Annotated in this window: 19 protein-coding genes and 15 tRNA genes; 32 read left to right on the forward strand and 2 right to left on the reverse strand. The window is 33.2% G+C overall.

All coding sequences use genetic code 11. The annotated features are described in order from the left end of the window. Window positions 1-48 precede the first annotated feature (48 nt). The 28 genes from BUR17_RS16695 to BUR17_RS16815 all read left to right on the forward strand — a co-directional run bounded on the left by BUR17_RS16695 (window position 49) and on the right by BUR17_RS16815 (window position 16,352). A complete protein-coding gene (locus tag BUR17_RS16695) occupies window positions 49-1,182 on the forward strand; it encodes an AAA family ATPase (RefSeq protein ID WP_074231743.1) in 1,134 nt (377 codons plus the stop codon). Next, window positions 1,155-1,898, forward strand: a complete 744-nt coding sequence (locus BUR17_RS16700; RefSeq protein WP_074231744.1) for a hypothetical protein — start codon at window positions 1,155-1,157, stop codon at window positions 1,896-1,898. The genes BUR17_RS16695 and BUR17_RS16700 overlap by 28 nt, the downstream gene beginning before the upstream one ends. Further along, entirely contained in the window at window positions 1,889-4,288 is a 2,400-nt protein-coding gene (locus BUR17_RS16705) for a hypothetical protein (RefSeq protein ID WP_074231745.1), read from the forward strand. Before BUR17_RS16700 ends, BUR17_RS16705 begins: the two co-directional genes overlap by 10 nt. Then, window positions 4,272-5,921 (forward strand): hypothetical protein, encoded by a 1,650-nt coding sequence (locus tag BUR17_RS16710; protein ID WP_074231746.1) that lies wholly within the window; start codon window positions 4,272-4,274, stop codon window positions 5,919-5,921. The genes BUR17_RS16705 and BUR17_RS16710 overlap by 17 nt, the downstream gene beginning before the upstream one ends. Beyond that, a complete protein-coding gene (locus tag BUR17_RS16715; protein ID WP_074231747.1) occupies window positions 5,914-6,930 on the forward strand; it encodes a tetratricopeptide repeat protein in 1,017 nt (338 codons plus the stop codon). The genes BUR17_RS16710 and BUR17_RS16715 overlap by 8 nt, the downstream gene beginning before the upstream one ends. A gap of 851 nt (window positions 6,931-7,781) precedes the next feature. Then, a tRNA-His gene (locus tag BUR17_RS16725) sits at window positions 7,782-7,849 on the forward strand. A gap of 96 nt (window positions 7,850-7,945) precedes the next feature. Beyond that, window positions 7,946-8,019: transfer RNA gene (locus tag BUR17_RS16730), tRNA-Ile, on the forward strand. An 8-nt stretch (window positions 8,020-8,027) separates the two neighbouring features. Further along, window positions 8,028-8,100, forward strand: a tRNA-Arg gene (locus BUR17_RS16735). A 7-nt stretch (window positions 8,101-8,107) separates the two neighbouring features. Beyond that, window positions 8,108-8,181: transfer RNA gene (locus BUR17_RS16740), tRNA-Lys, on the forward strand. 94 nt (window positions 8,182-8,275) lie between these two features. Next, a tRNA-Asp gene (locus BUR17_RS20775) sits at window positions 8,276-8,346 on the forward strand. Between the two features lie 68 nt (window positions 8,347-8,414). After that, window positions 8,415-8,486, forward strand: a tRNA-Pro gene (locus tag BUR17_RS20780). Window positions 8,487-8,492: 6 nt separating this feature from the next. After that, window positions 8,493-8,565, forward strand: a tRNA-Glu gene (locus BUR17_RS16745). Between the two features lie 93 nt (window positions 8,566-8,658). Beyond that, window positions 8,659-8,730: transfer RNA gene (locus tag BUR17_RS16750), tRNA-Asn, on the forward strand. A gap of 323 nt (window positions 8,731-9,053) precedes the next feature. Next, window positions 9,054-9,135, forward strand: a tRNA-Cys gene (locus BUR17_RS20785). A 180-nt stretch (window positions 9,136-9,315) separates the two neighbouring features. Further along, window positions 9,316-9,402: transfer RNA gene (locus BUR17_RS16755), tRNA-Tyr, on the forward strand. A gap of 169 nt (window positions 9,403-9,571) precedes the next feature. After that, a tRNA-Glu gene (locus tag BUR17_RS16760) sits at window positions 9,572-9,644 on the forward strand. A gap of 82 nt (window positions 9,645-9,726) precedes the next feature. Continuing rightward, window positions 9,727-9,800: transfer RNA gene (locus BUR17_RS16765), tRNA-Leu, on the forward strand. 81 nt (window positions 9,801-9,881) lie between these two features. Then, a tRNA-Phe gene (locus BUR17_RS16770) sits at window positions 9,882-9,954 on the forward strand. An 85-nt stretch (window positions 9,955-10,039) separates the two neighbouring features. Continuing rightward, window positions 10,040-10,112 (forward strand) — tRNA-Gln (locus tag BUR17_RS16775). Between the two features lie 131 nt (window positions 10,113-10,243). Further along, window positions 10,244-10,729: a ribonuclease H-like YkuK family protein gene (locus BUR17_RS16780; protein ID WP_074231749.1), complete on the forward strand. Its 486-nt coding sequence runs from the start codon at window positions 10,244-10,246 to the stop codon at window positions 10,727-10,729. A 124-nt stretch (window positions 10,730-10,853) separates the two neighbouring features. Then, a complete protein-coding gene (locus tag BUR17_RS16785) occupies window positions 10,854-11,630 on the forward strand; it encodes an ATP-grasp domain-containing protein (protein WP_074231750.1) in 777 nt (258 codons plus the stop codon). Window positions 11,631-11,643: 13 nt separating this feature from the next. Next, window positions 11,644-12,189, forward strand: coding sequence for a 3'-5' exonuclease (locus BUR17_RS16790; protein ID WP_074231751.1), 546 nt, complete (start codon window positions 11,644-11,646; stop codon window positions 12,187-12,189). A 4-nt stretch (window positions 12,190-12,193) separates the two neighbouring features. Continuing rightward, window positions 12,194-12,565 carry a cyclic-phosphate processing receiver domain-containing protein gene (locus BUR17_RS16795; protein WP_084550727.1) on the forward strand — a complete coding sequence of 124 codons (372 nt, stop codon included), beginning with the start codon at window positions 12,194-12,196 and terminating at the stop codon, window positions 12,563-12,565. Then, window positions 12,565-13,131, forward strand: a complete 567-nt coding sequence (locus tag BUR17_RS16800) for a DinB family protein (RefSeq protein WP_074231752.1) — start codon at window positions 12,565-12,567, stop codon at window positions 13,129-13,131. The genes BUR17_RS16795 and BUR17_RS16800 overlap by 1 nt, the downstream gene beginning before the upstream one ends. A gap of 2 nt (window positions 13,132-13,133) precedes the next feature. Further along, window positions 13,134-13,724, forward strand: coding sequence for an RNA ligase 1 family protein (locus BUR17_RS16805; protein ID WP_074231753.1), 591 nt, complete (start codon window positions 13,134-13,136; stop codon window positions 13,722-13,724). Window positions 13,725-13,750: 26 nt separating this feature from the next. Beyond that, window positions 13,751-14,314 (forward strand): metallophosphoesterase family protein, encoded by a 564-nt coding sequence (locus BUR17_RS16810; protein ID WP_074231754.1) that lies wholly within the window; start codon window positions 13,751-13,753, stop codon window positions 14,312-14,314. Window positions 14,315-14,675: 361 nt separating this feature from the next. Next, a tRNA-OTHER gene (locus BUR17_RS20790) sits at window positions 14,676-14,739 on the forward strand. A gap of 512 nt (window positions 14,740-15,251) precedes the next feature. Next, complete coding sequence (locus BUR17_RS16815; protein WP_228418819.1) at window positions 15,252-16,352, forward strand: slipin family protein; 1,101 nt, start codon at window positions 15,252-15,254, stop codon at window positions 16,350-16,352. A gap of 119 nt (window positions 16,353-16,471) precedes the next feature. Here BUR17_RS16815 and BUR17_RS16820 read toward each other — a convergent pair whose 3' ends face one another. Next, a complete protein-coding gene (locus tag BUR17_RS16820) occupies window positions 16,472-16,924 on the reverse strand; it encodes a VOC family protein (RefSeq protein ID WP_074231755.1) in 453 nt (150 codons plus the stop codon). Between the two features lie 383 nt (window positions 16,925-17,307). Between BUR17_RS16820 and BUR17_RS16825 the strand changes: the two genes are divergently transcribed. The 4 genes from BUR17_RS16825 to BUR17_RS16840 all read left to right on the forward strand — a co-directional run bounded on the left by BUR17_RS16825 (window position 17,308) and on the right by BUR17_RS16840 (window position 22,079). Then, window positions 17,308-18,825: a TROVE domain-containing protein gene (locus BUR17_RS16825; RefSeq protein WP_074231756.1), complete on the forward strand. Its 1,518-nt coding sequence runs from the start codon at window positions 17,308-17,310 to the stop codon at window positions 18,823-18,825. 191 nt (window positions 18,826-19,016) lie between these two features. Beyond that, entirely contained in the window at window positions 19,017-19,661 is a 645-nt protein-coding gene (locus BUR17_RS16830) for a hypothetical protein (protein ID WP_074231757.1), read from the forward strand. Between the two features lie 987 nt (window positions 19,662-20,648). Continuing rightward, complete coding sequence (locus tag BUR17_RS16835; protein WP_074231758.1) at window positions 20,649-21,482, forward strand: hypothetical protein; 834 nt, start codon at window positions 20,649-20,651, stop codon at window positions 21,480-21,482. A gap of 405 nt (window positions 21,483-21,887) precedes the next feature. After that, entirely contained in the window at window positions 21,888-22,079 is a 192-nt protein-coding gene (locus tag BUR17_RS16840; protein ID WP_074231759.1) for a hypothetical protein, read from the forward strand. 12 nt (window positions 22,080-22,091) lie between these two features. On the opposite strand, the gene BUR17_RS16845 is transcribed toward BUR17_RS16840, so the two are convergent. Further along, window positions 22,092-22,703, reverse strand: coding sequence for a helix-turn-helix domain-containing protein (locus BUR17_RS16845; RefSeq protein ID WP_074231760.1), 612 nt, complete (start codon window positions 22,701-22,703; stop codon window positions 22,092-22,094). Window positions 22,704-22,889 lie beyond the last annotated feature (186 nt).

Below are 22,889 nucleotides of genomic sequence, written 5' to 3' on the forward strand. Positions count from 1 at the left end.
CACTCTTTGCGCTAAAAAGCAAAAGCAAGAAAAAATATAAAGAAAAAAATGACTCAAAATATAGAAAAACTAAACAAAGTTCTCGCTTTTGTTAAAGACACTTTTGTCGGGAAAAATGACGTCGTAGATTTACTCGGAATCTGTTTGCTGGCAAGAGAAAATGCATTTTTGTATGGTCCTCCCGGAACCGCAAAATCTGCCATTGTAAGAACACTGGCAAATACGGTGACAGACGGTAAAAACTTCGAATATCTTTTAACCCGTTTCACAGAACCGAACGAAATTTTTGGTCCTTTTGATATCAGAAAATTAAAAGAAGGAGAATTGTTAACCAATACAGAAGGAATGATGCCTGAAGCGTCGATGGTTTTTCTGGATGAAATTTTCAATGCCAATTCGGCAATCCTAAATTCACTTTTGATGGCTTTAAATGAAAAGATTTTCAAAAGAGGAAAAGAAACAAGGAAGCTTCCTGCATTGATGTTTGTCGGTGCAAGTAACGTTCTTCCTGAGGATGAAGCTTTGAATGCGCTTTTCGATCGTTTTTTAATTAGAATTAATGTTGATAATGTAAATCCGGATCTTCTTCAACAAGTACTTTTAGCTGGTCGAAAACTCGAAAATATTCTGGAAACCAAAACTCCCGAAATCTTTTCAGATGAAATCCGAGAGCTTCAGAATTTGTGTAAAAATATAGACCTGAAACCCATTTATGAAGTTTATTTAAATACAATTATCAATCTTAGAAATACCGGGATTGCAATTTCCGATCGTAGAGCCGTGAAACTGCAAAATCTTATTGCTGCAAGTGCTTTAATTTGTGGACGAAACGAAGCGATTCTTTCAGATTTATGGGTGTTGAAACATATTTGGGATACCGAAGAGCAAATAGAAATTTTAGAAGGAATTATCAACAGAACGATTGAAAAAGACGACCACCCAAAATCTCATCCGCAAGCTTTGCAAAATAAAATCCCCAATCCTGAAGAGGTGATGAAAGATGTAAAGATCCTGATCGAAAAATGGAATAGCGGAACATTAAGTTTTGAGGAACAAAACGTGATAAAAGATAAATTAAGATATCTTCAAACGAGATGCGACTGGATCAGATACCCTGAACAAAAACAATACATTCAACAAGAAATCGAAAGTTTATGGCAGAAGATTCTTCAAACAGTATAAAAACTTTTTGGGCAGAACTTCCAAAAGCTGATGAAGATTTTCTTGGTGTAATTCGAGACTGGAAAAATGTTCAGATTGCGATGGATGAAGAAGTGATTTGGCTGAAAGGTTTTACTGATGAACAGGCGGCTTCATCGGATATTCAGCAATTGCCGAATTTTATTTTGTATGAATTGAGGGATGGACTTTTATTCAGAAAAGATGCATTGGTTCCAAGCAAAAAAATGAGAACCGCTTTGCTGTGGACTCCAATCGATAAAGCTTTAAAGCTTACTTTTCCTATTTCGAATAATAATTTTTTTGGAATTAATGAAAAGGTTGATGTCAAATTAAAATCTAGTGAGGAAGAGCAGCCTGCAATGGCTTTGCTTTGCTCAATTTCGGAAATTAAAGAAGTAATTATTACGACACCAAAATTCAAATTAGAAAAACTGGATTGGATTGTTATTAATGATAAAGCATTGTTTATGGGAACTCCATTATTAGGCTTTCCGGGAAAAACTTTTTGGTTAAAAGATGATCATCTTCTACCAACAGGTTTTGATTTTGAATTTAAAAATCTGAGTTCTTTATTGCAAAGAAAATATAATGAATGCAACGAAGATTGGCTTTTATGGAGCGAAAACGGAAGTGTTTTACCAATCAAAAAAGAAGATTTCAGAAAACTATCTGTAAGCTCATTTCGTCTGACTGAAAAATCACAAGAATGGAGTTAACCGAATATTTCCAATCTTACGAAGATTATTTCTGGGAGTGGGCGACTGATGAAGATGTTTCGAATGATTCGGATTATCAAGTCAATAATATGATTTATTTTCCAATAGTATCTTCTGTGATAGGTTATCGCGTTTATATTCTTACAATTTTAAGAGAATTACAGTTACAAGGATGGCCTCCTTTTGGGGCATTGCTTTTGGTTTTGTATGCGACTCAGGATGGTTATAAACAGTTGAGAACATTAATTGATGATCTTAAGAAGAATATTTCAAGAGAACAAACTAAAGAATTGTTTTCTGAAGCTGTTTTTCTACTCAAAAAATTGGAGATTTTAGATCATAAATATAAAACAGGACAAAACAGAGTTGTTCTTATTCAGACCTTATTCGCAGATAATAAAACTTGTCTTACTTCTAAAAAATCTCAGGAATTATACAATAGATATATCAAAATTCCGCAGCTTTTAAACGAAAGCGCCCATAAAATTGATTTGAGGTATGAAGCGTTTAGAAAAGATATTATTTCTCTTGCGGTTATTAATCGCAAATTTCCCACCACGGAATCCATTGAAAAAGCTTTGCATGGAATCATAGAAATTCCAGAGGTTGAAGAAGAAGTTATTGAAGAAGAAACAACAATAGAAACCGATAAAGATTTTATTCAGGAACTCATCGAAGAACCAAAAACTTTCCAGGTTGGAAGTTTAATTAAAAGAATATGGAGCGGACTGAAAATTCCTATGCGACATCTTTCTCCCGGTGAACAACCGATTGGCGGTGTTTCTGATATGACCAATAAAGGTGATTTCAGCAGAATGCTTTTGTCGGAATTTGCCAATGAAGATGAGGTTTTTATGAACCGTGTCGCAAATAATGAAGCTTTATACATTCAGCGTGAAATTCCGCCTGAAGAAAATGTTTTTGAAAGAATTATTTTAATAGATACTTCCCTGAAAAATTGGGGAACTCCTAAAGTTTTGTCGTTTGCATCAGCCATTGCAGTTATCAAACATCCAAAAGCTCATTCCGAATGTGAAGTTTTTGCTTTAGGACAAAATTCAATTCCGATCAAACTTGATAAAGTGGAGGAGGTGATCGATCATCTCAATATCGTAAGTCCGGTTTTGGAAGTTTCTCAGTCATTGGAAAAGTTTTTTAGTGAAGAGCATACCGAGAAAGATCTTGAAGTTTTTTTTATTACCAATCAGGAAAATTTAGAAAATCAAAAGCTACAGAAAGTCATTCACGAAAATCGGGATCGTCTAAAATTTTTGGTGACAACTTCTGCAGAAGGCGAACTGAATTTTTACAAGCATCATAAAGGAACAAGAAAACACGTTCAAAAAATCATGCTTCCGTTGCAGGAATTATGGGCAAATCCGCCAAAGAAAAATCAAAAAGGAGAAAAAAACACTTCTCTGAGAAGCAAAAAAGCAGATGTTCCTTTGAATTATCCGATTTTATTTCCAACCTCAAAAAATAGAATTGCTACATTTTTGTATGAAGGAGAGTTTTTTATTTTAAGTTCTAAAAAACAGTTGCTAAAAACTTATTTGTCAGATAATTATTACAATAAAAATTATTATGATCAGTATAAAATTCATCGGGGTTGCGAAGTTTTATTTGAAGATATTTCGGTGAGACCAAAAGGTCAGTTTGCTTTAGCTAAAAACAAACAGCATCAATTTATTTTATGCCATTATCAACGAGATAAAAAATTGATTTCTAAATTAAATTTAAATACAAAAGAATATTCTGAATTGAATTTGTCTGGACATAAAATTCCCCATCAGCATAAATTGATCTATTTTGATAAAAATTTTTATTTACATCAAATTGAAATTCCTTACAATTACAGGATAAACTTAGATGGTGATATCTCTTTAGAAGAAACTTTTGACAAGGTTAATGAAATGGATAAAAATAATTCAAAAGTTGAAACTGAACTCAATAAACTGAACAATATTGGAGTTAAAATTTTAAATAATTTCAATAATGTCGGAATCAATACTGAATTTGGATTAGTGATTTCTAATAATGAATTGACCAAGAATTATGATAATTCATTGGTTTTTTACAGGAATAAATATCCGATAAAGATTTTTGCTCAGCAAAATAAAAATAGATTTACATTTTCTGAAGGCAGCGAAATTATTACAGATTCCCGTGGAATTTTGACTTTTAAAAGCAGTAATCAAAACATTCCGGAGTTTTATATTCCATCTACAGAATCTGGCTATTTGGCTTTGGCGAGTCATACCGAATTCGGAGGTTCAGAATATTATTTGCCCGAAACCACTTTGCTGAAAATAAAAAAAATGGAAGACATGATTTTGGAATATTTAGAACCATTTATTCATCAAATTGTAGAATATGGAACTGAGAATTAAACCTTTTCCGAAAAACAATTATCCTAAAAAAGGACTTTTAATAAAAGGTTCTTCACCATTGACGTGGCTGCATGAAATGGAAATTTTAGGAATTGATTTAAATGAAGTTCGGTCATTTCCAATTCCTTCCAAAGAACCGAATATTTTGTATGGATGCTTTTTGATTTTTAAAAATTTGGCACCTTCTGAAATTGGCAAGAATTCTTATTTTCAATGTGTTGAAGACAAGCTTTTCATCCCTGAAAACACTACTTTTTATCCTAAACTCAATCCTGAAGACTGGCAAAACATCAATGCTGATTTTCTGGTGATGCATCCCGATTTCGGTTTGGTGAAATTGAATGAAGAAATTGATTGGATCTCATTAATTAATCATCCTAAACAATCTGGAGATAAGATTCGAAAACCATCAAACGGAGTAACGATTCCTCAAGAAATTAAAAGTTTTATGGTGGAAATGGATGATGACCAAGTGATGGAAGCGCTTCAAAAACCACAAACGGAAGAAGAGTGGATGAAAAACCTGCCTTTTGATATGAAAAAAGTAATGGCAGGAAATAAAAAGGAAATCGAAAAATATTTAAAATATATTGAAAAATATCCTGAAAGAGCTGTAGAATTGGGAGTTCCACTGGATGTAATGGGAACTTCAAGAGGAGATGGATTTGGTAAATTCAATTTTGGAAACTGGTTTCAAAACTTTTTTAGCGGCGGTGATAATTCTTTAGGTGAAAACTCAGGTTCTGGGAATTACCGCTGGATCTTTTTTGTTTTTATCATTTTAATTGTAGTTGCGAGAATCGGGTTTCAGTTGACTAAGGATGAAACGGAGGAACATGTGAATTCCGGGAAAGTTCAACAGCAAAACAAGATCGGAAAAATTTTGGCGTTTAAATCTGGGATTACTGATATCGATATAAAAATTGATTCTATTTACAGAAAACGAAGAGGGAAATTGATGAGCGATTTTCATGAAGCAACGAAAGAATTTCACGAAAAATCAATGGATGATGTGGTGAAAGATGTTGAGAAATATAGAATTGATGAAGGAAAAACAAAAGATTCTCTCAAAACGATTTACAATAAAAAAATAGTAAAAGTAATAACAGAAAATACAGAAAAACTACAAAATAAAATCACAGATTCTCTCAAAAAAGAAGGAAACGGAATACCAGCCGATAAAGGTGTCGTGAAAATGGTTCTCAATAAAAAACAGATTTTGATGGCTGATTCTTTAGGGAAACGCTACGGAACTATTGATCCGCCAGTTTCTAAGATGGATGAAAATTCACAGGCTTATCTTGAAGGAAATAAAGGAGAGTCAAGTGATTCTGAAAAAGTTTCCGCATCAGAGATTTTTTGGCTGATTGTTTTAATGACTGGAGCTGTAGGATTGTATTCTTTCCTTTTTAAAAAGAAAAAAATACATTTCGGTGGCGAGAATGTTCCGATAGGAATCAAAATTTTTCTCATGGTTGTTCTGATTGCTTTATTGAGCTATATTTTTTATCCGATCATCGAAATGTTTGGCTATAATTGGTTTGTCTGGATATTGATCATTTGTGTAGCTCTTCTTTTGTACAGACTTTTAAGGGAAGATAAAACCATATTAAAATCTGAAGAAAATGAATAAGCAGAAGTTTATCGATAAGTTTCTGAGAGCACTTGTGGTTTTAGCAATTATTAAAATCATTGCGATTTTTGCTGAGCTCTTTCAGAAAACATTTTGGAGTGTTATTGGAAATTTGGTGATTTTCATCGTCGTTTTAGTAATTATATTTTTTGTAATCATCGCTCTTGAAAATAAAGAAAAATCTGGAAATTCTTCAGGAAGAAAAGGTAGCGGAGGAAACTTTTATCTTGAAAATTCTTTGTTCGACAGAATTAGAAACAAATACGAAGAATTAGCCGAAAAATACATTGCTGAAAAAGATTATACAAGAGCCGCAAAAGTCTATATGAATTTGCTGAATGACAATTATCGTGGCGCAAAAACACTTGAAGATGGCGGTTTGTATAACGAAGCTGCCGTGGTCTACCTTAAAAAATTAAAAAATAGATCGGAGGCTGCGTCTTGTTTTGAAAAAGCGAAGCAATATCAAAAATCGATTGAACTGTATAAAGAACTCGAGCAAAAAGAAAAAGTGGGTGATCTTTATATACAAATTAACGATACCAAAAATGCGAATTCTTATTACCAAATGGTTGTTGATGATTATGTAAACAACGATCAAATGGTGAAAGCTTCTCTTATTTACCGCAAAAAAATGGATGTTCCGGAAGAAGCTCAGAAAATTCTTTTACAAGGTTGGGAAGAAAATAAAGATGCTTTTAATTGCTTGAATAACTATTTTGTAAATATCAATACTATTGAAGACCTGAATCATACAATTCAAAATTTATACCTCAAAACTCCTTCTGATAAGAAATTAATTTATTTGGAAGCGATGAAACATGAGTTTAATAAAGATTCAAAGCTACAGGAAACAACAAGGAATATCGCTTACGAAATCATTGCCGAAAATATAGAAAATCATTCTTCCATCATCAATGAACTGAAGCATTTCAATCCAAAAGATGAGGTGATTTTAAAAGATATTTCGAGATACAGAACAGGGAGAAATAAAATGTTTAGAAATTAATAACAATGCTGATTCGTCATTGCGAGGAGCAAACCGACGAAGCAATCTCAAAGTAAATATGATATAAAATAGATTGTTTCACGTTCGTTCGCAATGACAAAATAAAAAAACATATTAAGAAAAACAATTATCTTTGCCTCAGTAAAATTATGACAATACAAAGAGCACATATCAGTTTAAATCTATGCGATCGCCCTGTAGTAAAGGGATCGTTTGGATATGAATGGATGATATCTAATGAGGCGAAATGTGCTTTCTTTGAAAATTATTTACTGTAAACTCGTAAATATTTAATCAAAATACTGCAGAAACGCCTCGGTCATCGAGGCGTTTTTTGTGTTTTTAGGGCAGAAATTATTTAGAATGAAAAAAAATAACCATAAAAGTGAAAATAATTTAATCAACAATGAACAAATAATTAGAAAATAAGACGTGATAGGAAAACCAATGAGAGACAGTCATTTAGGTAAAATTAATATCTGTAAAATATTACGGACAGGAATTTTCTATTCTAAAAACTAATTGTAATAAACTGATTTTCAATTAGTTGATTTGGAAATAAATTTGCGGATTTAAAAATTTCATACTTACTTTGCAACCGAAAATTAAAAGCAACATGTTTTTGATCTTTTCAAAAAAACAATTTTATACAACAAGAATATAATGAAACAATTACATAACATATCTAATCAGTATTCAGGACGAGACGGACAAGAGCCGATGGGATTTGCGTGTATTCTTGATAGTGAATTTGTGGATAAAAGGTGCTTATATAAATGGGTCGGCTAATATAGCGACATGTCAAAAAATATAAAGCGCCTCCCGAAAAGAGGCGCTTTTTTTATGGTTTCTTTAGCTTATTTGGTAAAGCGTCGGTTTGTGGCACCGGAGAACAGGGTTCGATCCCCGGAGATACCCAAAAGTGTGAATGAGTGAATGGTGAATTTTGCTTCGCAAGTGAATTTTTAAAAATTGACAAGCAAGGCGAATTGACGATTGACAATTCACAAAAAATAATCTCATAGCTCAATTGGTTGGAGCATCGGTCTGATACGCCGAAGGTTGAAGGTTCGAATCCTTCTGGGATTACAAAACATAATCTTATAGCCAATTGGATAGAGCGTTGGTTTACGACACCAAAGGTTGAAGGTTCGAACCCTTCTAGGATTACAAATAGAATCTCATAGCTCAAATGGTTAGAGCACCGGTCTTTTAAACCGGGGGTTGAAAGTTCAAATCTTTCTGCGGTTACAAAAAAGAGAAAAGTGAATGGTGAATTTTGTTTCACAAGTGAACCTAAAATTGACGAGCAAAGCGGATTGACAATTCACGATTCACATAAAAAGGTCTATTGAGGTAATGGTAACCTGCCTGACTGTCGCTCAGGCACTGCGAGTTCGATTCTCGCATAGACCGCAAAGATTCACGGGAAATTTCGGATCCGACTGTCTCTCGGAGAAGATTTTTGAAGTGAACCTGCAAAACTGGAAAGATAACGGTGGTTGTTTACCCGTCTTGGACGCGGGAGGTCGCAAGTTCGAATCTTGCTTTCCAGACAATTTGCTCCATTCGTCTAATGGTTTAGGACGGCTGCCTTTCGAGCAGTAGATAAGAGTTCGATTCTCTTATGGAGTACAATAATGTGAATGGTCAATAGTGAATTTCACTTCGTAAGTGAATTTGAAAATTGATAGCAAAGGGAATTGATAATTGGTAGTTCACATAAAAGATTTCGTAGCTCAATGGTAGAGCGCTGGTCTGTTAAACCAGAAGTTGAAAGTTCGAATCTTTCCGGGATCGCAAATAACTAAATGTTAATTGTTTCAAAAGAGAGAAAGAAAAAGTTTGTCGAGAGCAGAAGATCTTTACGCCAAAAAAACACAAAAATATAGACAGGCTTTTTCTTAACTCAAAAAATGAAAATTAAAAGATGGATGAAGAAAGTTGGAAGTTTTAAACATAATATAAATTTTTAGATAAAATAAAGTTTGTCAAAGCGCAGAAGTTCTTATATCAAACATAAAATTAAGACAGGCTTTATTTTTTCAATTAGAAGCTAGATGTTAGAAACGTGATATTTCTAAAAACTATCAACTAGAAACCAACAACTAGTTAAAAAAAACGATGGTTCGCCGAAGTGGAAGAGTCGGGGCGGTCTGCAAAACCGTTGCGTAAGCTGAGTGGGTTTGAATCCCATAACCATCTCAAATAACTAAAATGAGATTAGTTCCGAAGAAAAAGAAAAGTTTGTCGAGCGTAGAAGTTCTTACATCAAACAAAAAATAAAAGACAGACTTTGTTTTCTTCAAATGAGAAATTAGATGTTAGAAATTAGAAGTTAGAATGAAAATCATTCATCTTCTATCAATTATCATCTATAAAAAAGGAAGTACGCCGAAGTTGGAGAGTCGGGGCAGACTGTAAATCTGTTGCTTCATTGCTGAGTAGGTTCGAATCCTACTACTTCCACCAACCGCTTATAATGTAAAGGAAGCATGCAGGAAATGTACTCTTGTTGTTCAGGTTCGACTCCTGGTTAGTGGTCAAAAAAAGTGAAATGTGGATACTGAATTTTACTACGCAAGTGAATTTAAAAATTGACTGCAAAGCAAATTGAAGATTCACCATTCACAAGAAAAATGCTCTATTCGTCTAACGGTTCAGGACGCCTGCCTTTCGAGCAGAAAACAAGGGTTCGATTCCCTTATAGAGTACAAAATATGAGTAATGGGTAATGGGCAATGAGTAATTATTGCCAGCATAAATTATTAAGGATGAATTTATATATAAAAACTTGCGGGAATGGCGGAACTGGTATACGCACTTGATTTAGGCTCAAGATATTGAGGGTTCGACTCCCTTTTTCCGTACAAAAGCATAATTGATAAATCATCAATAATAAATGATAAAAGCAGCAATGGTACCATTTATAACTTATCATTTATAAACTTGGAAGAGTGGTGTAGCAGGTCTGCACGTTAGTCTGAAAAACTAAAGGTACAGGTTCGATTCCTGTCTGTTCCGCAGAAATATAGTTGATAAGTCATAAATGATCAATCCAGAAAATAAAATCAATTATCATTCATCATCTATCAATTATAATTAAAACTGATTCATAGTGTAATTGGTCAGCACACAAGACTTTGACTCTTGTTGTTCAGGTTCGAGTCCTGATGAATCAACAAAAAAGTGAATGGTCAATGGTGAATTTTGCTTCGCAAATGAAATTTTTAAAAATTGCCTGCAAGGCAGATTGACTATTCACAATTCACATATTTAACAATTTAATATTTAAACAAAACATGTAGAAAAAATGGAAACGCAACAACAAACATGGCAAAATATGAAAGGAAAAATTTTCCAGCATTCTATCACACAACTGGTAGAAGAAGCCATCATCCGCGAACAGGCAAATGGATATAGATTGAAAGTTTGTGTGGGTTCAGATTCCCACGTTTACGGTGATGCCATTAATTATGCTACGGCAGTTGTCTTTATTCGTGAGGGAAAAGGAGCGTTTACCTTTATCAGAAAAGAAAGAGAAATACAGAATATCAGTATCAAAGAGCGAATGTTGAATGAGGTCAACAAATCCGTGGAAATCGCTTATGCAATTTGCTCTATTCTGGAAACTTATGATGTGGAAATGGAGGTACACGCAGACATTAACACCGACCCGGATTTTAAATCCAACGTTGCTTTGAAAGACGCAATGGGATATATTCTGGGAATGGGTTATGTGTTTAAAGCAAAACCTTACGCATTTGCAAGTTCAAATTGTGCAGATATGATGGTCTAAAATAGCTGGAAGCGGGGTGATGGGAGATGGAAGCTTCTTAACAGTATGAATTTAGCTTCCCTCATCCAGCTTCTAGCATCCATCCAAAAAAAATAAATAAAAGAACCTTTAAAAACTAGTAACCATGTATTTTTTAGTTCAGGCTAATGTATATTTAGATCCCGATCATTGTAAAATTTTTGATGCTTTGGAAGAATTAAATATTGATTATCATGTAATTAATATTCCTCCAAACTCAGAAAAAATAGACTTCGAAACAGACAGAAAAGATGTTTTCGTTTATGGTTCGGTAACGATTGCAAGATTGGCAAAACAAAATACCAATTGGTTTCCCGGTTCTTTTTACGGAGGCAATCACCTGTATGAAGTGTATTCCAAATATTATGGTGAAAACCTTTTGAATCACAAAGTTTCCATTCATAAAATTTCAGAACAATTGGTTTGGAAAAAAGGTGAAATTAAATTCATCAAACCTTACAATGAAGCTAAAATTTTCACAGGAAAAGTTTTCAGTGAAACAGAATGGAAAGATTTTGTTTTTGAAGCATTGAAAAATAGATCCAACAGAATTACAGAAGATTCTTTGGTTCAGATTTCTGAAGCAAAACTAACAATAAAAGAAGCTAGACTTTGGATCGTGGGCGGACAGATTATCGATGCAGGATATTATAAATTTAATGATAATGCGCCTTTCGAAGAAAATGTTTCAGGAGAAGGATTGAGTTTCGCCAATGAAATGATCCAGCTTTTCAATCTTGAAGAAGCTTTTGTAATGGATATTTGTTTAACAGACAGAGGTTGGAAAATTGTTGAAATAAATTGTATCAACAGTTCCGGATTTTATCCAAACACCAACGTGAAAAGTATTATCAAAGCATTGAATATTTACTTTTCCAATTAAAAAATAAATTAAAATGTTTTTATACGACAAAGTAATTGTCATAGATATCGAAGCTACATGTTGGGAAAAAGGACAAACTCCTGAAGATCAAAAAAGAGAAATTATTGAAATCGGAATTTGCAAACTCAATATGTCAGACGGAAGTATTGAAGACAAAAGAAGCTATTTGATAAAACCGACACAATCGGAAGTAAGTGAATATTGTACAGAATTGACAGGAATTACACCTGAAAAACTAGAAAAAGAAGGAATTTCTTTTAAAGAAGCCTGTTCAAATATCAAAAACAGATACAATTCCTTACGAAGAACATACGCCGGTTATGGTGGATTTGACAAATTGATTATGGAAAGTCAATGTCAAGAATTTGATGTTAAATTTCCCTTTAGTGAAACGTATCTTGATTTGAAAGTCTTGATAAGTTTAATGACCGGCGAAAAACCAATCGGACTATTGAAAGAACTTCAGACAAGAAATATAGAATTTGAAGGGAGTAATCATAATGGTGCAGATGACGCTTTTAACACAGCAAAATTATTGTATCAAGTTTTAAAAAATTAAAGCAATGGAACTCACAAATAGATTACTGTTTCTGGATGATATAAGATATCCAATTGAGGCATATCATTATACAAAACAAGATATTTTCCTCAGAAAAGACTGGCATATCGTTCGAAATTACGAGCAGTTTGTTAACAGGATTTTGGAAAAAGGACTTCCGGAAATGATTTCTTTTGACCATGACCTTGCTGATGAACATTATTTGAAACCAAATTCTCACGAATTTGTTGAAAAAACAGGCTGCGATTGTGCAAAATGGTTGGTGGAATATTGTATGGATAACTATTTAGATTTACCAAAATTCTATTGTCACTCTATGAATCCTGTTGGAAAGCAAAATATTGAGAGCCTTTTAAAAAACTTTAAAAATTTATAATGGATATTTTTAGATTAATTCAAGATATAAAAGCGCATTTGAAATTCAGCTTTGATGAGGTTGATAAATGGTTTGAAAAAGATAAAACAACATTGAATTATCAACCTTCAAATGGAGGTTGGACGGTTCAGCAGATTTTAGAACACATTTATCTCACAAACTTTTATTTGTTGATTCTTATTGAAAAAGGTTCAAAAAAAGCAATGCGAAATTATCGCAATCTTGATTTAAATCTTGAAATAGAAAACTATACTTTCAATAAAGAAAATTTTGAAAAAGTAGGTGAGTATGGTGCGTTTGAATGGATAAGACCGGAACACATGGAGCCGAGAGAAGAATTAAACTTAAATGAAATCAGAAGTTTAATTTCTCAGCAATATCATCAATGTTTAAATTATTTAGACTTGATGAAAAACGGTGAAGGTCTTCTTTGTAAAACGACAATGACCGTAAATGGATTGGGTAAAATCAATGTGTATGAATACATTTATTTTCTTTCACTTCACGCTCAGAGACACGTTACTCAGATGAAAAATAATGAATTGAGTTTAATTAAAAACTATTAAAAATGAAAAAGATAAGTACATTATTCAAAAAAGATATAAATAATTTAGCAAGAGTTGTTGACGAAATTAATCCTGAAAACAAATGGGTTTTTGATGGAAAAGCTATTGCTACACGAAAGTTTGATGGTTCTGCGTGCGCAGTAATCAACGGTAAATTATACAAAAGATATGATGCGAAAAGAGGAAAAATAGCTCCGGAAGGCGCAATTCCGTGTCAAGACGCAGATTTTGTTACCGGTCATCATCCGCATTGGGTTGCGTGTGAAATTACTAAGAACGAAGATAAATATTTTTGGGAAGGCTTCCATGCTTTGGCTGAATTGGGCAAGGTAGAAGATGGAACCTACGAACTTATTGGCGAAAAAATACAAGGAAATCCTGAAAATATAAAAGGTCATTTATTGGTTAAGCACGGAACTCATATTCTTAGTTTAGAAAGTTTAGATTTTGAATTTATCAAAAACTTCTTGAGCAATCCTGAGAATAATATGGAAGGTATTGTTTTCCATCACACAGCTGATAATCGTATGTGCAAGATCAGAAAATCTGATTTTGGTGTACGTAGAAAATTAGTAAAAGAACTTATATTTTAAAAACAAACAATTAAAAAACAAAACAAATGCAAACAAATATATTTTTTACGGCAGATCATCATTTCGGGCATGCCAATATTATAAAATTTTCCGAACGGCCTTTTGAGTCGATGGAAAAAATGAATGAAGAACTCATCAAACGCTGGAACGAAAAGATTGGAAAAGATGATATGGTCTATCACTTGGGCGATGTAAGTTTAGGAAAACCAGATTTCACGAAAGAAATTTTAGATAGATTAAATGGAAAAATTCATCTGATAAAAGGCAATCATGAATATTCTGCGCTTCGGGTTCCGGAAAGATTCGAGTGGATTAAAGATTACCACGAGCTTTATGTGGAAGACGAAAGTCATAAAATGGGCAAACAGAAAATCATGCTTTTTCATTACGCAATGCGCACCTGGAACGGTTCTCATCACGGAACATGGCAATTGTACGGTCATTCTCACGGAACTTTGCTTGATGACGAAATGAGTTTGAGTATTGATGTAGGTGTTGATTGCCATAATTTTTATCCAGTTTCTTATGAAGAAATCAAAGAATTGATGAAGAAAAAGAAATGGACGCCTCCTTTTGCGCCAAGAAATTAGCAAAGGCTGGAAGTTCGGTGATGGAAGCTAGATGTTTTTAGGAAGGTACTGAAGGTTTTCAGTATTTATCTCAAATAAAAAAACAATGTTTTTAGAAATTATTTTTCTACGCAAAAAGAATGCGCAATAAGCTTTTTACTTTGCATTATCAAAAGAACAAAACACTAAAATTTTGAAAATGAATTTTAGTCAAAATATCAGACAGGTCTTGTTGGGTGTTTCTGTATATCACCATTGCAGAATATTTTGTTGAGAAACATGATATTATTCTGTTCAACTTGATCTGAAGGTTTCAGAGGTTTTCCAAAAAATTTCACACGGCTCTATAGGTTGAAGGTTCGAGTCCTTCTATTTCCAAAATGGGAATATAGTTCAAGTGGTAGAACAATAGATTTTTTTTTGCGAGGGTTCGAATCCTTCTCTCGTTTTGAACGGGATAGCTCAGTTGGTTAGAGCACTACACTTTTAATGTAGTTTGAAAATAGACTCAAAATCTATTTTTTATTAGAGTTTGAATATCTCGTTAAAAATATTCTTCATGGAAAGTCTGGGATTTTTTCGGTTGTTGAATCAACATTTTGAAAAAGCCTGTAAGAAAAGTTTTTTTCTGAAAATGAAATTCAGTTGATGAATACATGATTATTGGACAAGTTTTTCTAAAAATGACGGTTTTCCGCGTGAGCGATGGTAGCGGATACCCCACAGTGAAGAGGCGAAAGCTGATGAACGAGGAGTAGAAGCGGACGTAGCGACCCAAGCTATTGCTTTCAGCGATGGAAAGGGACACGCCCAAAATCTGATTGATTAGAAAATAAGTTTAAAAATAGTATTCGGAAACGAATAGACTTTTTTGCAATACTTTACTTCCGCCATTTTTGGAAGAAAGAATCTTGGTTTTTCCTTTTTTAATTAAAATTAATAACACTAAAAATAAAATATGATGGTAAAAAATGTACAAATTAAAGCATATCAAGTGGGTTTGGTTTTTAAAAACCGAAACCTGATTACTATTTTGAAAGAAGGTAATTACTGGCTTTTCGGAAACAAATCTGTAGAAGTTTTTGAAACGAAAGCTCAGTTTAAAACCGGAGAAGATTTGAATCTTTTATTGAAAAATACAGATTTGGCTTCTATGATCGATGTCGTTGAGGTAAAAGACGGCGAAATTGTTTTGGTTTATGAAAACGGAATTTTTAAAGAAGTTCTAAATGTTGGTCAATATGCATTCTGGAAAGGTGTTTTGAATAGAGAATTTCAAAAAATCGACCTGACAAAAGTTGAGATTACAGAAAAAATTTCTAAAACAATTTTGGAAAATTTGAAACTCAAAAGCTTCGTAAGAAAGTTTGTTGTAGCTAATCAATATAAAGGTCTTTTGCTGATTGACGGTAAACTGACCCAGATTTTGGAAGCCGGAACCTATTATTTCTGGAACAACGAAACTTCTGTGGAAACCAAAACCATCGATACGAGAATGCAACAAATGGAGATTGCAGGTCAGGAACTTTTGACGAAAGATAAAGCGATGCTTCGTATCAATTTTTACGTGCGTTATCAGGTGGAAGATGTTGTGAAAGCCTTGATGGATAACAAAGAATACGACAAGCAGCTTTACATTTTAATGCAATTGGCTTTGCGTGAATTTGTTGGAGCTTTAACGTTGGATGAGTTGCTGTTGAAAAAAGATTCTGTAGGCAAAGAAATCCTTGAAAATTTGGGGAAGAAAGCTGAAGACTTAGGTTTAAAAGCTTCCGATGCGGGAATCCGTGATGTGATTTTGACCGGAGAAATGAAGGAAATTATGAATCAGGTTTTGATTGCTGAGAAAAAAGCTCAGGCAAACAGCATTATGAGACGTGAAGAAACCGCTTCCACAAGAAGTTTGCTGAATACTGCCAAATTAATGGAAGAAAACGAAACGCTTTGGAAGCTGAAAGAAATGGAATATATGGAAAAAATCGCCGAAAAAATTGGAGATATTACCGTTTCCGGAAACAGTAATATTGTTTCTCAGCTGAAAGAGATTTTTGCGAAATAATCAAAGACAGGTTTTCATTTTTGAAAATCTGTTTTTGCTTGTTATAACCAAGAAAGAGTCCCGAAGGGACGATTTAGCAAAGGATTGGATAAAATCCAATTAAAACTAACGTACAAATCTTATGCTTTTTTTTCATTAAGCCATTCCTCATAAGAAAGCACCCCCAATTCCGGTTTTGCATCACCTTCCAAAATCGAAATAAATTCCAGTTGATTTCCATCAGGATCATTAAAATAAATCGCCAAAGCCGGCATCCAAGCAAAAACCATTGGCTTATCAATTCCGTCTTTTAAGAAGTTGTAAGGTTTTAAATTTTTATTTTTCAAAAACTCAACAGAATAATTCAGAGTATCTTCTTTATCAGCCGTAAAAGCAAAATGCCTGGTTTGCAAATTTTCTTTCTGTTCCCACAATCCAAGCATAGATTCTTTATTTTTTCCAATCCATAAAAAAGCAATGGGACGGGTTTCATCTTTGTGAGCAAACTCCAATCCTAAAACTTCAGTGTAAAATTGAATGGTATTTTCCAAGTTGCTTACCTGAACGTGAGTTTCATATAATCCTTTGATCATTGTTTTAATTTTAATTAAGACAAAGCTAGAAAAGAGATTGCCAAAAATTTAAAATTGTTGATTCCTTTAGATAAAATGAATGATAGACAAATTGTATTTGGTAGATAGTTTATAGTTGTTTGTTTCCTTAGTCAAGTAAAGCGTAATGAATTTATTTAAACACAAGTCCCACAAATATTTTCACAAATTCCACAAGCAAAAATTATTAGTGTCATTCGTGTAAAAATTCGTGATATTGGTGTTTAAAATCAAAAAAAATAAAAACTTTTTCACAAAAAAAAATCACTACGCAAAAACACTGCGCAATACCACTCTTACTTTGCATAAGAAATCAGTGAGGAAGTGATAATCCTCCAAAAATGTTTAACTAAAAAACAGTAACCATGAAATTTAATTTTTTAAGAAAATCAAATAACGTAGTAATGAATTACGAAGGTGGAAAAGCTTACAAAATGACACCTGCAGAAGAACTATATAGTGCTGTTGTTACAACAGGATTATCAAACGCAACTTATGAAAAAGGAAATGAAAGATTGGCGAGAATCCAGTTTCTGATTCAAAAAAACAACCCAGATTTCGTTGCGAAATTGGCAGTTTATGCGAGAAAAGAGATGTATTTGCGTTCAATTCCTTTGGTTTTGACGACCGAATTGGCAAAACAAACTTCGGGTACAGACTTGGTAAGCAAAACTGTTGATGGAGTAATTCAAAGAGCTGATGAGATCACAGAATTACTGGCGTACTACCAGTTGGCAAACGAAAGAACAGAAACTAAAAAATTGAATAAACTTTCAAAGCAAATCCAAAAAGGTTTGGTGAAATCTTTCAACAAATTTGATGAATATCAATTTGCAAAGTATAACAGAAAGGGAGAAGTGACTTTGAAGGATGCTTTGTTCTTGGTTCACCCAAAAGCAAAAGATGAAGATCAGCAGACAATTTTCAACAAGATCGTCAACGACTCCTTGGAAACTCCTTATACTTGGGAAGTTGAACTTTCAATGTTGGGTCAGACAAAATTTACCGATGACGCTGAAAGAACATTAGCTTTCAAAAATAAATGGGAAGAATTGATTTTCAGCAACAAATTGGGTTATATGGCAACATTGCGAAACCTTAGAAATATTTTAGAAGCCAAAGTTTCTTCTGATGCGATGTACAAAGTTTGCAACTATTTGTCAGATGAAAAAGCGGTAAGAAACTCAAAACAATTACCATTCAGATTTTTGGCGGCGTATAGAGAATTGAAAACAATCGATTCGCCTTATTTGTCATCGATCCTAGAAGCATTGGAAGATGCGGTGATGGTGAGTGCAAAAAATATTAAAGGGTTTGGCTTCGAAACTTCGGTAGTGATCGCGGCAGACGTTTCGGGTTCGATGCAGCAACCAATTTCTCCGAGATCTAAAGTTTTGTTGTACGATATCGGTCTGTTAATGTCGATGATGTTGCAGTCGCAGTGCAAAAACGTGATCACTGGTATGTTTGGTGACCGTTGGAAAAGAGTTCCGATGCCGAAGAACGGTATCCTGAGAAATGTAGATGCATTCTACAAAAGAGAAGGTGAAGTGGGTTATTCCACAAACGGTCATCTTGTGCTTGAAGACTTGATCAACAAGCGAGAAATTGTAGACAAAATTATGTTGTTCACCGATACTCAAATGTGGGATACCGGTGGATTTACCAATGCTTTCGAAAACTCTTGGAGTCGATACAAAAAGATCAATCCGAATGCAAAATTGTATCTGTTTGATTTGGCAGGTTACGGAAAACCACCTTTGGATGTCAGAAAAAATGATGTCTATCTTATCGCAGGTTGGTCCGACAAGATTTTCGATGTACTGAATGCTTTGGAAGACAAAAAATCTGCCGTAGAAATGATTAAAAAAGTAGTGCTGTAAAAGGCACTACTTTAATTAGAATAAATTATAAGTGATAAATGTTGAGTGATTTTATACTGAATATTACTGTAATTTAGGAGCTTGATCCCGCTTTCCACTATATCTTTTTCTCCAACGCTTTTTTCAAGCCATTTCAGAAAAAGGATGCCGTTGCAATCGGGGCTAGGAATAAAAATTTAAAAAATAAACTTATGAATGAACAAGAAGTATTAAACTATTCAGATGAAGAAGTGATAAAAAGAATAATTAAATTAACTGAGGGATTAGCTAACTTTTGGAAAAGTTCTCATGGTTGGGCACCTATAAAGGCTTCTGATTTAATGTCAAAATCTAGACTAGATTGGCAAGCATCTTTAGCTAGAACTCTTAATTTATTTAGATGTGATAAGGCACAAGAAGAAGATGGGGCACTTATACTTGCTTGGGCAACATTAGGTAGCTTAGTAGAAGGAACATTAAAATTATTTTTATCTGTTTGGTATAATGATTATGAGCACACAACAACTAAAACATCATTGAAAGGATTTGAAGATACAAAAGGTGATTTAATAGAACCTGATATTTTGATGCTTGAAAAGCTAAGGCTATTCTTTGATAAAGAAATTTATCCTGCAGATATACAAAAGATATGGGATGAAGAAGGAAGACTCAATATTATTGAATGGATTCAGAAAATACAATATAAGCGTAATGCAATTCATGCATATAAGCATAGAGATATTGGAAGTTTTAAAGAATTTTTTAACGAGTTGAGAAACTATTTGATTTTTATGAGACGTTTGACCGATACTTTTCCCTATCCTGATGATATGATGTATAAACCTACTGAAATTTAGAGGTTAATCGATGCCATAAGAAAAGAAATCCTTCGACTTCCAATTGAAACAGAATCTTTTCGCTATATCGCTCGGTTTAAACTAACCAATGTCGTCCATAAGAGTTCCATCGTCAAACTTATAATTTGAATAACATTCAAAACTCTTATAACTTGTTATTTGGTTTTTAATTTAAAATAATTTCAACTGCGTAAAAAGAATACGCACCAACGCAATAATTTTGCAATAACAAATAAGTAAGTGTCGTAAAACAGAATTTCTTCGTTTTCAGGGTGGCGATGTAGGTTCGATTCCTACTCCTTGTGATAGTATAATGGTAATACTTCACCAGTAAGTCTCTGTTTGATTTTTTACCTTACTTTAAAACAACCGATGCCGTAAAAAAGAGTTCCTTCTACTTTACATTGAAATCAAAACTCTTTTTATCAATTGCTCGGTTTTAAAAAATATAAACGAATCAAGTGTCGTTTTAGGATCATACTTCGATATCTGATCTTTGGGTCGCAGGTTCGAGCCCTGCCTTTTCCTTAAAAACGGAAGAGTAGCTCAGTCGGTAGAGCAAAAGCACTGAAAGATTCTGCAATTATTACCTTGATTTAATAATAAGAGTGTCGTAGAAAAGACCTACTTCGTGGTTTAATTTTGGTTCGAGTCCAAACGATCTTGAAAAAGATTGGGAGGTCTTTCAATAGGTTACCTCTTTTAAATTTAAAAATAAAATATCAAGTGTCGTAGTATAGAAATACTTCGTTCCAGGCTTAAGATGCAGGTTCGAATCCTGTCTGTAAAATAGTAGTCTAATGGTAGGACGTAAGCGTAAAGTGTCTGTACGAAATTTACCTTGATAAAAATAAAGAGTGCCGTTAGAGAAAACTTACTTCGGTTGATCTTATGATATTGGTTCGACTCCAGAAAATAGGTCTTAATGACTTATTATTTCGTGGTTTTCTCGACTTTCGCCTCTTTTTTAATTAAAAAATAAATTACATGGAAATACCAGTAAATTTTACAGATTTTTTATATTGGCTAAAAGAACGAACAGAAAGATTTTGGAGCGAAAATACTTGCCAGAAAGGATTTTATGGAGCAAAATGGCAGCCTCTCAGTGAAAAACAAATTGATTTTATTGAATTGAAATACTCCGTCAGATTTACATCAGAACACCGTGAATTCTTGAAGATCCTCCATGCTATTGATAAAAAAGAAATTGTGGAATACGAAGATGAGGGTGAAATAATTACCGAACAATGTACTTTTTTCTACAATTGGTTGGAAGATGAAAAAGAGATTACGAAGGTTTTGAAAGAACCTTATCAATGGATGTTTGATGATATTGATTCTGTGAATAAAGTTTGGCTAAAATCATGGGGAATTAAACCAAAATCTGCTGAAAAAAGAAAAAAGATTTTTGACAAATGGTTTTCTAATGTACCAAGTTTATTACCGTTGACGGGTAGTGTATTTGTTGTAAGTGATGAAAACCTTGAGTGTAAACCAATTCTTTCAGTTAGAGGTTCTGATATTGTGACAATGGGATGGGATTTTAGAACGGGTTTATTAAATGAGATTAGAAATCATCTTGATATTTATATTGAAGTTTTTGATGAAGAAGACCAAATGTTTTATCCTGAATTATTGCCGGAAGTGCAAGAGATTTTTGATCAGAATTTTAAATATGATGAAACAAAAGACGTTCCTTATCTTAAAGAAATGATGCTATATTGGTCCTCTGGATGGTCAAGCTTTGACATGACTTATCATCCTGAAAATGCAAAAGTTCACCCAATTGTAAAAACATATATAGCTGAAGAACAAGTTTAAAAACAAAAACAAGTGTCGTAGAATAGTGTTACTTCGATTATCACGACGGGGACGCAGGTTCGAGTCCTGTCTTTTCCACAATTGAAACACAAAAATTAGATAGGAAAAGTAGCTCAGTTGGTTAGAGCACGACACACTTTTTGATTGACTGTTGCCTTGTTTGAAAAATAAAAGTGTCGTAGAGAAAAGATACTTCGTCTCACTCATGGGGAGGAATAGCGAAGTCGGTAACTCCGGCAAGGCTATCCGGTTCGACTCCGGCTTGACGTGCCCCACTTTCTTTTCTCGATTTTTTACCTTTTATCCTTTCCGAAATTCGGAAGGGATTTTTTATTGAAAGAAATGATGTTTTGTGTTTTTTTTAATCATAAGTTTGTGAGATAAAAAACTTAAATTATAATAACTATGGAAAACAAAAAAGGAGGAACGTTTTTCTTTGCGGTCATTGCGATTATTGTAGGAAGTGCTTTATGGAAACAATTTGATTTCAAAACAATGACTTTTGAAAAAGTAGGTTTAAGCGTTCTCTATTTAATTACTTTTTTATTTTGCATCTTCTTTTTAATTAGAAATGCCAGAAATAACGTTAAGAAATAGATTATTTGGGTATTATTTCCCTTTTTTCTCTAAAATTTCAATCCTTTCTAGAATGTCAGAAAGGATATTTTTTTGTTCAAAAGAAAGATAACCGGAAATTTTATAAACCTCTTTCTTTGAATGTGATTCTTTTGGAATTGAAGAAAGGTATTTTAAGTTTCCATTTTCCTTGAATAATAAAGTCTCGGAATTTTCTTCGGAAATTTTTGATTTCACTAAGAATAAAAAATCCCCCAAATTGTAATTTGATAAAAGCAATGTGTTTTCTGTGAATTCATAGATTAAATCAATATTTGCTAATGCTTTTTGCAGTGAGTTATATTTGGTATTATTCTCAAAGTTATTTTCCTGATAAGGTAAGTCAGAATTAAAAGATAATTGATATTTTTCGAAATTTTCAGGCTTATTCAAATCATCAACTGTTAACGGAACCGTTAAAAATTGGTCTAAATCAAGATTAAAATAGTGAACTACAGTAAGTAGTGTGGATATCTTGGGTTCAGAACGTCCTTCTTCATAAGCACCTATAACTCCTCTGGTTAAATCAAATAAATCTGCGAATGCTTGTTGGCTTAATCCTTTTGCTTGTCTTATTGTTTTAATATTAGCTCCGAAAAAACTCATATGTTCTAATCTTTTTTGCAAATGTAATATTAATTCTAATTAATTTGCTAATAATATTTGCAATTTGATTAAATTTTATTATATTTGTGTACAATCAGTCATAATTAAATGAATAAGTGAAGTTTTTAGATTATAAAGCTTTAATTATTTTATTTAATGGGGGTATTTATTGTTAATTGATTAATT

The sequence above is a fragment of the Chryseobacterium scophthalmum genome (assembly GCF_900143185.1).
GTDB lineage: Bacteria > Bacteroidota > Bacteroidia > Flavobacteriales > Weeksellaceae > Chryseobacterium > Chryseobacterium scophthalmum.